The organism is Mesorhizobium sp. M1A.F.Ca.IN.022.07.1.1, from assembly GCF_003997575.1.
GTDB lineage: Bacteria > Pseudomonadota > Alphaproteobacteria > Rhizobiales > Rhizobiaceae > Mesorhizobium.
The window spans coordinates 1-12391 of sequence record NZ_RZST01000168.1 but is presented as its reverse complement, the minus strand read 5'-3'; the positions used below and the strand labels follow the sequence as shown (position 1 = coordinate 12391).

Here is a 12391-nt window from a genome sequence, read left to right as displayed (position 1 = left end):
TCATCAACAAGGCGGCCGCCATCGGCGGCGGCGTCATTGGCGCCGGCTGGGTGGCGCGCCTGCTCTTGAACGGCATCGATGTTTCGATCTTCGATCCCGATCCCGAGGCGTCGCGCAAAGTCGGCGAGGTGATGAAGGGCGCACGCCGCGCCTACAAGCAGATGCTGCCCGACGGCCTGCCCAAAGAAGGCAAGCTCACCTTCGCCAAGACGATCGGCGACGCAGTGGCGGATGCCGATTTCATCCAGGAGAGCGTGCCGGAGCGGCTCGACCTCAAGCACAAAGTGCTGGCCGAGATCGACGCCCATGCGCCGGCCAACGCCATAATCGGCTCCTCCACCTCCGGCATCAAGCCGACCGACATGCAGGTGGCGATGAAGAAGCACCCGGAGCGGCTGGTCGTCGGGCACCCGTTCAACCCGGTCTATCTTCTGCCTCTGGTCGAGATCGTCGGCGGCCAGCAGACTTTTCCCGAGGCGATCGAGGTCGCCAAGGAGATCTACGCCTCGATCGGCATGAAGCCGGTGGTGGTGCGCAAGGAGATCGAGGCCTTCGTCGGCGATCGCCTCCTGGAGGCCGCGTGGCGCGAGGCGCTGTGGCTGGTCAAGGACGGCATCTGCACCGTCGAGGAACTCGACGACATCATGCGCTATTCCTTTGGCCTGCGCTGGGCTCAAATGGGAATGTTCCAGGTCTACCGCGTCGCCGGCGGCGAAGCCGGCATGCGCCACTTCATGGCGCAGTTCGGACCTTGCCTGAAATGGCCGTGGACCAAGCTGATGGACGTGCCGGAGTTCAACGACGAGCTGGTCGACCTGATCGCCACGCAGTCGGACGAGCAGGCAAACGGCCTCTCGATCCGCGAGCTTGAAAAGATCCGTGACGACAATCTGGTCGCCATCATGGATGCGCTGTCGAAGCAGAACAAGGGCAAGGGCTGGGGCGCCGGCGCGCTTCACAAGGACTATACCAGGCAGTTGGCCAAGCTGGCGGCGAAGCCGGCCGCCAAGGCAGGCGACAAAGCAAAGGCCGCCAAGCCGGCGAAGAAGATGGCGAAGCCCGCAAAGGCCGAGAAGCCCGCAAAGGCCTACAAGGCGAAAACAAGCAAGAAGAAGGGCTGAGGCGATGCATTTCGGTCTTTCGGAAGAACAAAAACTGATCGTCGAGACGACGCGTGCCTTTGTCGAGAACGAGCTTTACCCGCATGAGCGCGAGGTGGAACGCACCGGCGAACTGCGCCGCGAGCTGATCGACGAATTGAAGGCGAAGGCGATCGCGGCCGGGCTCTACGCCGCCAACATGCCGGCCGATGTCGGCGGCGCCGGCCTCGATACGGTGAGCTGGCTGCTCTACGAGAAGGAACTTGGCCGCGCCAATTACGCGCTGCACTGGACCTGCGTGGCGCGCCCGTCCAACATCCTGCTCGCCGGCACGCCGGAGCAGCGTGAAAAATATCTCTTCCCCTGCATCCGCGGCGAAAAGTGGGACTGCCTGGCGATGACCGAGCCCGGCGCCGGCTCCGACCTGCGCGGCATGAAGGCGACCGCGGTCCAGGACGGCTCGGACTGGGTGCTCAACGGCACCAAGCACTTCATCAGCCACGCCGACATCGCCGACTTTGCCATCGTATTCATGGCTTCGGGCGAAGAGGATTCGCCGCGCGGCAAGCGCAAGAAGATCACCGCCTTCTTCGTCGACAAGGGCACCAAGGGTTTCACGGTGCGCGACGGCTACCGCAACGTCTCGCATCGCGGCTACACCAACTCGATCCTCGAATTCGACGACTGCCGGCTGCCGGCTTCCCAGGTGCTCGGCGAAGTGCACAAGGGCTTCGAGGTGGCGAATTCATGGCTCGGCGCCACGCGCCTGCAGGTCGGCGCCACCTGCCTCGGCCGCGCAGAGCGCGCGCTTTCGCATGCCATCGAATATGCCGCGCAGCGCCAGCAGTTCGGCCAGCAGATCGGCAAGTTCCAGGGTGTGTCGTTCAAGCTCGCCGATATGGCGACGGAGTTGAAGGCCGCTGACCTGATGGTGTTCGAAGCCGGCTGGAAGTACGATCAGGGCACCGTCACCGATCAGGACATGGCGATGGCCAAGCTGAAGGCTACCGAGATGCTGGCTTTCGTCGCCGACGAGGCGATCCAGATCCATGGCGGCATGGGGCTGATGGACGATCTGCCGCTGGAGCGCATCTGGCGCGACGCGCGCGTCGAGCGCATCTGGGAAGGCACTTCGGAGATTCAGCGACATATTATTTCGCGGGCGTTGCTGCGCCCGTTCGGGGCTTAGAGCATGATCCGCCAAAACCGGGATCCGGTTTTGGCAACGATCGTGCTCAACTGAAAAGATGACCATGCATAAACTCGAACGTCTCCTGCGCCCGAAATCGATCGCCGTGTTCGGCGGGGCGCAGGCCGCCGCCGTCGTCGCGCAATCAATCAAGATGGGCTTTGCCGGCGAAATCTGGCCGGTGCACCCGACTAAAGACGAGGTCGCAGGCCGCAAGGCCTACCGTTCCGTCGCCGACTTGCCCGGCGCGCCGGACGCCGCCTTTGTCGGGGTCAACCGGCATCTCACCATCGAAGTGGTCAAGGCATTGGCCGAGCGCGGCGCCGGCGGCGCCGTCTGCTTTGCCGCCGGCTTCCTCGAGACCGAGGCCTATGACGAGGACGGCGAGCGGCTGCAGGCCGAGCTGGTCGCCGCCGCGGGTGAGATGCCGATCATCGGCCCGAACTGCTATGGCCTGATCAACTATGCCGACGGCGCGCTTTTGTGGCCCGATCAGCATGGCGGGATCAGACTGGCCGAGGGCGGCAAGGGCGTCGCCATCATCACTCAGTCGTCCAACATCGCCATCAACATGACGATGCAGAAGCGCGGTCTGCCGATCGCGTTCCTGATGACGGCCGGCAACCAGGCGCAGACCGGCCTTTCCGAAATGGCGCTCGGTCTGATCGAGGACGAGCGCGTCACGTCGCTTGGCCTGCATATCGAGGCCTTCGATTCCGTGGCCGGCTTCGAGCGATTGGCGGCGAGAGCCCGCGAGCTGAAGAAGCCGATCATCGCCATGAAGGTCGGCCGCTCGGAACAGGCGCGGCAGGCGACGGTTTCCCATACCGCGTCGCTTGCCGGTTCGGATGCCGCCTCGGGCGCGTTCCTGAAGCGGCTGGGCATCGCGCGCGTCGATTCCATACCGGCCTTCATCGAGGCGTTGAAGCTCTTGCACATCACCGGGCCGCTGCCCGGCTACAGACTGTCGTCGATGAGCTGCTCGGGCGGCGAAGCCTCCGTGATGGCCGACAGCGCGGAAGGACGCTGGGTGTATTTCCCGACGCTAAGCGCCGAGCATCGCGCGCATGTCAAATCGACGCTCGGGCCGCTGGTCGCGGTCGCCAATCCGCTCGACTACCACACCTTCATCTGGAACAACGAGCCGGCGATGACGGCCACCTTCACTGCCATGGTGTCGGGCGGCTTCGACCTCAACATGCTGGTGCTCGACTTCCCGCGCCCCGACCGCTGCTCGGACACCGACTGGTGGGCGACGCTGCGTGCCTTCGAGGCGGCGCTGAAGACCAACAGGGCGCAGGGCGCGATCGTCTCCTCGCTGCCGGAAAACCTGCCGGAGGAATATACCGCCGGGCTGATGGCGCGCGGCATGGTGCCCTTGTTCGGCATTTCGGAAGCGATGGACGCCGCCCAGGCCGCCGCCTTCATCGGCTGGGCCTGGCGCGAGCCGCAGGCGCAGCCGGTCGACACCACGGCGGCGGGCGCTTCCGACGGCGACCACGTCACGCCGGACGAAGCCGAGGCCAAAGCGCGTCTGATCGAGGCCGGGCTGCCGGTGCCGAAGGGCGAGCGAGCCTCGAACGCGGTAGAGGCGGTGATTGCGTCCATGGCGCTTGGTTTCCCGGTGGCGCTGAAGACGCTCGGCGTGACGCACAAGTCGGAGGTCGGCGCCGTGCGGCTGAACCTCAAGGACGCCGAATCCGTCAGCAATGCCGCGCATGACCTGTTGCCGCTTGGCACCGGGCTCTATGCCGAGCGCATGGTGCGCGACGGCGTCGCCGAACTGATCGTCGGCTTCACCCGCGACCCGATGTTCGGCGCGGTGATGACGCTCGGCACCGGCGGCGTGCTGGTCGAGCTGCTGCGCGACAGCGTGACCCTGATGCTGCCGGCGACGCGCGACGACATCGAGGCGGCGCTGCGCGGCCTGAAGCTCTATCCGCTGCTGGAGGGCTATCGCGGCCGGCCCAAGGCCGACGTCCAGGCCGCCATCGACGCCATCGCCGGCATTGCCGACTTCGTGCAGAAGAATGAAGGCGAAATCGAAGAGCTCGACATCAACCCGCTGATCGTCTGCGCCGAAGGCAAGGGCGCCTGGATCGCCGACGCACTGCTGGTGCTTGGAGAAAAGAAGAATGGCTGACGTCATCACCACTCGCCGCGAAGGCACGATCCTGGAAGTCACGCTCGACCGGCCCAAGGCCAATGCCATCGACCTCAAGACCTCACGGCTGATGGGCGAGACGTTCAAGGCGTTCCGCGACGATCCCGGCTTGCGCGTCGCCATCGTCAAGACGGCCGGAGACAAGTTCTTCTGCGCCGGCTGGGACCTGAAGGCGGCTGCGGCCGGCGACGCGGTCGACGGCGACTACGGCGTCGGCGGCTTTGCCGGGCTGCAGGAACTGCGCGACTTGAACAAGCCGGTGATAGCTTGCGTCAACGGCATGGCGGTGGGCGGCGGCTTCGAGCTGGCGCTGTCCTGCGACCTGATCTACGCCTCTGACCATTCTTCCTTCGCGCTGCCCGAGATCCGCGCCGGCACGCTGGCCGACGCCGCGACGATCAAGCTGCCGAAACGCATTCCCTACCATATCGCCATGGACCTTCTCCTCACCGGCCGTTGGATGGATGTGGCGGAAGCGCATCGCTGGGGCCTGGTCAACGAGGTGCTGCCCAAGGAGAAGCTGGAGGACCGCGTCTGGGAAATCGCGCGGCTTTTGGCCAGCGGCCCGCCGCTGGTCTTCGCCGCGATCAAGGAGACGGCGCGCGTGGCCGAGGCGCTGACCTTCCAGGAGGCCATGAACAAGGTGACGCGCAGGCAACTGCCGACGGTCGATATCCTCTACGGCTCGGAGGACAATATGGAAGGCTTCCGCGCCTTTGCGGAGAAGCGCGATCCGGTGTGGAAGGGTAGATAGGCCGCAGACGATGGCGTTCCGTCACACCCCCCTCTGCCCTGCCGGGCATCTCCCCCGCAAGGGGGGAGATCGGATGTCACGGTCGCTTTCGCCAATTGCCAGCGTCGCAGGTGGATCGCCGGCGCCCAAGCTGCCAATCTCTCCCCCTGCGGGGGAGATGTCCGGCAGGACAGAGGGGGGTGCTCAGGCTCGACCTTCGCGATCGGCCCAAGCGCTATGACCGACTACAAGACCCTCATCGACGCCGAGACCTGGGCTTTCATCGAGAAGACCAATTCCTGTTACCCGCCCGACACGATCGACTACACGATCGCAGAGCAGCGGGCGATCTACGACCGGATGTGCCGCGAGTTCTTCGCCGGCTATCCGCAAGGCGTGACGGTCGAAACGACCGCCATCGCCACGCCGACCGCCAGCATCCCGATCCGCATCTATAGCAACGCGGAATCGAACAGCGCCGCAATGGTGCTCTATGTTCATGGCGGCGGATTCATCCTCGGCGGGCTGGACAGCCATGACGATGTCTGCGCCGAGCTGTGCGCCCGCACCGGCTACGAGGTGGTCTCGGTCGATTACCGGCTGGCGCCGGAACATCTGCATCCGGCCGCCTTCGACGACGTGCTAAGCGCCTTTGAATGGGCCGCCAAGACCTATGATTGCCCTGTCCTGCTTTGCGGCGACAGCGCCGGCGGAAACCTCTGCGCCGCCGTTGCCCACGCAACGCGCGGTCACATCAAGAAGCCGGCCGGCCAGGTGCTGATCTATCCCAGCCTCGGGGGCGACCGCTCGCGCGGCTCCTATGTGGCGCATGCTGACGCGCCGATGCTGACCCTGCGTGATATCGAATTCTACCTGAACATTCGCACCGGCGGCGTGGACCGGACCGGCGACATCACGCTGTCGCCGCTCGCCGACGCCGATTTCGCCTATCTCCCGGCGACGGTGCTGATCACTGCCCAATGCGACCCGCTGTCCTCAGACGGCGAGGCCTATCGCGACCGCGTCGTCGCGGCCGGCGGGTATGCCTACTGGTTCGAAGAACAGGGGCTGGTGCACAGCTATTTGAGAGCCCGGCATACGGTCGGTCGTGCTCGCGCGAGCTTCACCCGCATCGTCGAGGCGGTCTCCGTGCTCGGCAGAGGCGAGTGGATCTGGTGATTTTGCCAAAGCGCGTGGCGTCGAGAATTCAAGCGCCGCGCTTCGGGGCTGATGCCAAAATCGCTGCTCTCCTTTCGGCGACTTTACCAGCCGGACGCCTAGAGCATTTCACCGTTTCACGGAAACGACGAAATGCTCGGGCTTGTTGTTCTGACGCAATTCCGGACGGAAAACCGCTCACACTTTTTCTCGAATTGCTCTAGACCGGATTGAACCTTTCCGACTCAGCCTGCGACTGACGGCCAGGCGCCGCATGGCGCGGGCCGGAAAGGGAGCCCGTATGATCAGAAATCCAGAGCCGCGGTGGTCCGAGGAAGCAACAGGAGCTCGGCGCGATCATCGGCTTCGGGATGGAGACGACGCGCTCGGCTTTCGGCTGATTCCGTTGACCCTGCCAGGCACCCGGCGTATCGTGAACAGGCGGAAAACAGACAATTCTATCAGGGACGAACGAGCCGGAACGCTGCGACTTACCTTGTTTTGCGCGGCGAAATCGGAGGGTTCTTCCGACGACTTCGGGGGGAGCTCAATGTCTCGCGACCGCGGCTCGTTCGTGGCTTTTCGCGGCGGCGGTTTGCGCCGCGCGATCGTGACCACCAGCGGAATTCTTGCCCTGGCACTGGCCGCCGGCTTTTGCCTCGGCGATGTGGCAAAGGCTCAGGAAGCCCAGATCATCTATCCGGGCTCGATGGCGGTGACCGGCTTCCCCGGCACGATCATCCCGGATTTCGGCTCTCCCGATTCCGAAAAGGGCGGCCTGCCGCCCGGCGTCGACCCGGTCGACGAAACCTTCATCGACACTTCGCAGGCCTCGTTGCGCATTTTCAACGTCTCGCAACTCGGCGGCCCAGCTTCGGGCCAGCTCGTCTACACGCCGCCGCCCTTCGAGGTGACAGCCGGCCAGATCGGCGAGGTCTTCGGCCTCACTTATGACGACGGCGTGCGCGATGGCGTGCCGTCGGGCATTCCGAACCTCTATACGGCGGCGACCTCGCTGCACGGCATCGAGATCGTCACGCCGGACGCCGACGAGGACGGGCGGCCTGAGCGACAGCGCCGCGGCGCCGCCGGCGCTGTCTTCATGAACGGCCAGTTCGGCATCGAAAATGGCGGCGGACCGGGCACCATCTGGAAGATCGACGGTATCTCGGGCGCCGTCTCGAAATTCGCCGACGTCGACGCCAACAGCGGGCCCGGCATCGGCAACCTCGCCTTCGATCCGACCCATCGTGAGTTCTTCGCTTCGGATCTCGATACCGGGCTCATCCACCGCATCGATATCGAGGGCAATCTGATCGACAGCTTCGACCATGGCGTTGCCGGGCGTCCCGCGCATGGGCTGGCCCCGGTCGCCGACGACGGCGCCGTGATGGACATCCACGATACTGCCTTCGATTCGGAAGACCCCCGAACCTGGGGCTATACGCAGGATGCGCGCCGCGTCTGGGCCGTCGCCTACCATGGCGGGCGGCTCTACTATTCCGTAGGCGAGAAAGCCGAAATCTGGTCGGTCGGCATTGCAAGCGACGGGGGTTTTGGCCGCGATCCGCGCTGGGAACTGACGGTCAAGGCCGACCAAGATTATGCCGTCACCGATATCGCCTTCGACAATCAGGGTTTCATGTATCTTGCCCAGCGCGGCCCGGTCGAGAACCGCTACGATTACAGCCGCTTCGCCGATACCGGCAAAGGCGAGGTGATCCGCTACCAGCGCGAGGATCCGGACGATCCGGCAACGGAATCGGTCTGGGCCGAGGTGCCGCAGGAATATGCGGTCGGCTTCCCGCAGGGCAACCGGCAGTCGGCAGGCGGCGTCGACCTGCAATACCGCTACGACCCCGAAGGCAATCTTGACACCTCGGTCTGCACCGACACGGTCGTGAACACCGGCGACAAATTGCGCGACAATCCGGAGCTTGCCGAGCGCCTCGCCGCCGGCGGGCCGCTTGCCGTGCATGGCGTCCAGCTCACGCCAAGCAAGCTGGTCAAGCCGGTAAACGTGCCGCCCTTCGGCTCCTGGTTCGTCGACTTCGACGGCTATTTCGAAGACCCGGACGTCCAGGGCCATGTCGGCGACGTCCGGGTCTGGCGCCCCTGCGAGGGCCGCGCCGGCTATTATGAGGAAATCCCCGGCGGCTTCCTGCCTCCCGTCTATCCGCCGGACTTCCCGCCGCCCGGCAACCTGCCGCCATGCCTTGATGTCGAGGACGTGCAGTATTTCTGCACGCCCCGCGGCCTCCGGGCCGACCTCTATCTCGATGACCACGCCGGCTTTGGCGGCGATTCGATCAAGGCTTTGTCCAAGACACCGGGTGTCGGGGTGACCTCACCCATGTCGCATGCGCCGGGCAAGCCCTACACGATCGGCATCACCGGCCATAATCCGGGCGACACCGTCAATGTCGGGCTCTGCTTCTACCGGAAGTCCGACCGGGACAAGGGCGGCTACTATCCTTGCTGCAAGATGACGCTGCCGCTCAGGACGCCGGCCGTCGAGTGCGAAGCGCCGAGGAGGGACAGATGAGCGGTCTCGTCCTTTCCCGCCCTGCCCCGCGCAAAACCGTCATGGGCACGGTCATAAAACCCCTGTCACACGCCAGGCGCGGCGCACGCTGGCTGATGGCGGCCGGTGTCGCGATCGCCATGATGCCGGCAGTGCCGGCGGTTGCGCAGGACAAGGCACCAGCTGGCCAGATCGCCAATCCGGAAATCACGGCTGGATCGCGCGGCATCAATCCGGAGCTCGGGCGGATCATACCCTTCTTCACCAAGAAGGGTGCCCTAAGAGGCTGCGATAGCGTCGAATACGTCTTGAGCTTCGGCATCCATGGCGACCCGCAGGACTTCGACCGGCCAAGCGTGGCGGCCCTTCTGAAGGCGACAAGGCTCGACTTCAAGGACCAGCTGCCGCACGGCTTGCAGATCGTCAGCGTCGACGTCGTCGGCGACGGCACGGGCGCTTCCGGCGGACCGCTGCCCGCTGCTTCGATCAGCACATCGGCCGGTCCAAATGATACGGCAAGCGTTTCCAATTTCCGGATCAGCACTTCGAACCTCGACGGCGTCGGCGCTGCCGACGAACGCGTGATCACTTTCCGGATCACGGCCAAGATAGAGCATGCCGCCTTCGCCGCGCCGGCAACGGTCGATAACCAGGGTGAGATGAAGGTGGCCTTCAGGGGCGGCCCGGCAACCACGATCCCCTCGCAGGATCCAGACAAGCCCGACGACGCCGATTTCCTCACCGGCGTGAAAACCTCGATCACGATCGACCTGAGCAAGTGCAACCCGCCGCCTCCGCCTCCCAGCAAGGAATGCTTCAAGGTCGAACGCGGCACGGTCGACTGCGTGCCCGGCGGCGGCGCCTTCATCTATCACATGCCGGTCGGTCCGGAGATGGCCGGCAAATGGGTGCAGCTGTCGACGACGACACCCGGCATCACCATCGCCACCGACACCCAGCAGGTACCTGCCGGCGGCGGCGTGTTGAACTGGAAGATCAGCGGCGCCTCGCCGGGCGAGGCCATCCATCTCGTCGTCACCGGCATCGACACCTATGCCGGGCCGAAGGAAGGCTGGGGACTTTGCTGCACGCAGGAGATCGACATCGACATTCCGCGTGATCTCAGGTGCCCGCCCGAAAAGCAGCCCGACCTCAAGGTGGAGAAGTGGGCAGAGGTGCCGCGCTGCACGATGTCCGGCGGCTGCGACTTCACCATCACGGTCACCAATGTCGGCGATGCGCCCTATAACGGCAAGATCGTGCTCGACGAGGTGACATTGCCGGCCGGGTCGGCGCTGTCGTCGGGACCGAACCCACCCTGGGTCTGCGCGCCCGGGACGACGCCGATGACCTGTACCCATCCGGCAACCACGCTCAACCCGGGCGCCTCCGCCGTCCTCAAGCTCGGCTTCAAGCCGGCCGGCGGCTGGCAGGGCAGCGTGCTGCGCAATTGCGCCGCCTATGACTACCAGGCGAGCGGCAAGCCGCTGTTCGGCAGCCAGCAGAACGATCGCGGCTGCGCCTCGATCCCGGTCTGCCGCCGTGGCGATCGCGATCCGCAGTGCCAGCCTGCGGCCGAGAAGAAGGTCGACTTGATGCTGAAGAAGCGCGCCCGCATGCCGGTCTGCACGCCGGACGGCATCTGCAGCTTCGTGATCGATATCATCAACAACGGCACCAGCACCTATCACGGGCCGCTGACCGTGATCGACACCTATCCGGGCGACGCGCCGACCTCCTCGGCCTTCGGGCCCAGCCCGCCATGGACCTGCTTGCCGAACGGCCCCGGCCAGTTCCGCTGCGACAATGCCGGCATCTCGCTGCCGCCGGGCGCCTCGACGCCCATCGTGGTCAAGGCGGTCATGCCGGCAAACTACCGGGCGGACACGGTCGAGAACTGCGCCGAGGTGAAGGCCATTGCCGGCGAGGTCGACCTCGCGAACAACAAGGCGTGCGCGACCGAGCGCATCCGCCGTCCGAATGGCGCCAAGCCCGGCCTGCGCATCACCAAGGCGTGCGAGAGCTCGCTGGCCGGTGCGTCTTCGGTATCCTGCCGCATCACCGTGACCAATGCCGGCACTGCTGCCCCCACCGGTCCGGTGCGGGTCAACGATGCCGCCACGCTGGTGTCGGGCGGCGCGCCGGTCGCTATCCGGACCGTGACCCCGGACGGCGCCGACTGGAACTGCGGGCCAGTGCCCGCCAACACGCTGTCTTGCCAGATTGCCGGCGCCGTCATGGCGCCCGGAACCAGCCGGCACTTCGACGTGACGGTCGGCGGCAATGACGCGTTCGAGAACTGCGCGCGCGGCTCTTTTGGGCCGGCGCCCCGCGACGACATCGTCTATCCGATCGGCCAGGCTTGCGCGAAAGGCGGTGGGGCCTCCACGATCCGCGTCGAGAAGACCGGCGACAACGAATGCCAGCCAGGCGCGCCCTGCTCGTTCGAGATCACCATCACGAATGAGGGGCCGAATGCCTTCTCCGGTCCGGTCCGCATCGGCGATGCGGTCGGCATCGACGGTCTCGGCAGGCTGGAGGGTGTCAAGATCACCGCGATCGACCCGCCTTTCGGCTGCTCGCCGGAGCCGGCGACGCTGCCGGCGTCCTGCATCGCCAATCTGAGGCTGGGCGCCGGCGAAAGCCATACGCATCATGTCACAGTGGTCCTTCCCGACGACGCGCGCCTTGCCACTCTGCGGGGTACGGTCAGCGGACAGAACTGCGTCGGGGTGCTCTCGCCAAACACGCCGGTGCAGGGCGGCGGCGATGTGCTGTCGCACGCCCCAGCCAACGCGCAGGGCGACCGCGGCAAGGCCTATGCATGCCACCCCTTCACCATCAAGCGTGAGGTCAAGAACCAGTGTTCGGGCGGCATGGTGCTCAACTCGGCCGGCCGCTGCGCCTGCCCGGACGGCACCACATTCCGCAACGGTCAGTGCTCGTCCGGCGGCACCAAGCTTCTGCCGCTGCCAGTGCCGCAGCGCTGCGTCCTGCTCAAGGGCCAGATCCGGACCGAGGACGGACGCTGCGTCTGCCCGCGCGGCACCGAGCTGGAAAACGGCAGATGCGTTCAGAGCGAGCAGCCGCAGGAACCGCAGTGCACGCTGCGTCCCGGCCAGTACCGCGACCAGGACGGCAATTGCGTATGCCGGCGCGGCGAGCTGGTGAACGGCGTCTGCCGGGTCGCTCCGCCGAAATGCACGATCCGCGGCGCCGTGCCGACACCGGATGGCTGCGCCTGTCCCAAGGACACGCATGTCGACCGCGCCGCCAAGGCTTGCGTGCCCGACAGGCAGCAGCCGCCCAGCCAGTGCCGCATTCGCGGCCAGGTGCGCAATGCCGATGGCGATTGCGTCTGCCCGAGGGGGACGGCGTTGAAGGGCAAAGCCTGCGTGCCGGTCAGGAAGCCGCAAGCATGCTCCATCCGCGGCCAGTTCCTCAACAAACGCGGCGTCTGCGTGTGTCCACGCGGCACCGAAGTGATCGAAGGTAGATGCGGCAGGTTCGAAGACGCTGTATG

Annotated in this window: 7 protein-coding genes; all 7 read left to right on the top strand. The window is 65.7% G+C overall.

The window, feature by feature from the left end:
• The first annotated feature begins 2 nt into the window (after positions 1-2).
• Entirely contained in the window at positions 3-1121 is a 1119-nt protein-coding gene (locus EOA75_RS18975; RefSeq protein ID WP_245466675.1) for a carnitine 3-dehydrogenase, read from the top strand.
• Between the two features lie 4 nt (positions 1122-1125).
• Positions 1126-2289 (top strand): acyl-CoA dehydrogenase, encoded by a 1164-nt coding sequence (locus EOA75_RS18970; RefSeq protein WP_066996076.1) that lies wholly within the window; start codon positions 1126-1128, stop codon positions 2287-2289.
• A 64-nt stretch (positions 2290-2353) separates the two neighbouring features.
• Positions 2354-4432 carry an acetate--CoA ligase family protein gene (locus tag EOA75_RS18965; RefSeq protein ID WP_127324888.1) on the top strand — a complete coding sequence of 693 codons (2079 nt, stop codon included), beginning with the start codon at positions 2354-2356 and terminating at the stop codon, positions 4430-4432.
• A complete protein-coding gene (locus EOA75_RS18960) occupies positions 4425-5207 on the top strand; it encodes a carnitinyl-CoA dehydratase (RefSeq protein ID WP_066996079.1) in 783 nt (260 codons plus the stop codon). The genes EOA75_RS18965 and EOA75_RS18960 overlap by 8 nt, the downstream gene beginning before the upstream one ends.
• Before the next feature lie 216 nt (positions 5208-5423).
• Positions 5424-6365 carry an alpha/beta hydrolase gene (locus EOA75_RS18950; protein WP_127324886.1) on the top strand — a complete coding sequence of 314 codons (942 nt, stop codon included), beginning with the start codon at positions 5424-5426 and terminating at the stop codon, positions 6363-6365.
• A gap of 253 nt (positions 6366-6618) precedes the next feature.
• Positions 6619-8889: a hypothetical protein gene (locus EOA75_RS18945; protein WP_164747445.1), complete on the top strand. Its 2271-nt coding sequence runs from the start codon at positions 6619-6621 to the stop codon at positions 8887-8889.
• Positions 8886-12391: DUF11 domain-containing protein (locus tag EOA75_RS18940; RefSeq protein WP_164747444.1), on the top strand; the 3506-nt coding region annotated here is incomplete at its 3' end. The genes EOA75_RS18945 and EOA75_RS18940, both read left to right, overlap by 4 nt.

Coding starts and splice junctions, on each gene's coding strand:
- EOA75_RS18965 (WP_127324888.1), top strand. CDS start 2,354: ATGCATAAACTCGAACGTCTCCTGCGCCCGAAATCGATCGCCGTGTTC.
- EOA75_RS18960 (WP_066996079.1), top strand. CDS start 4,425: ATGGCTGACGTCATCACCACTCGCCGCGAAGGCACGATCCTGGAAGTC.
- EOA75_RS18970 (WP_066996076.1), top strand. CDS start 1,126: ATGCATTTCGGTCTTTCGGAAGAACAAAAACTGATCGTCGAGACGACG.
- EOA75_RS18945 (WP_164747445.1), top strand. CDS start 6,619: ATGGCGCGGGCCGGAAAGGGAGCCCGTATGATCAGAAATCCAGAGCCG.
- EOA75_RS18950 (WP_127324886.1), top strand. CDS start 5,424: ATGACCGACTACAAGACCCTCATCGACGCCGAGACCTGGGCTTTCATC.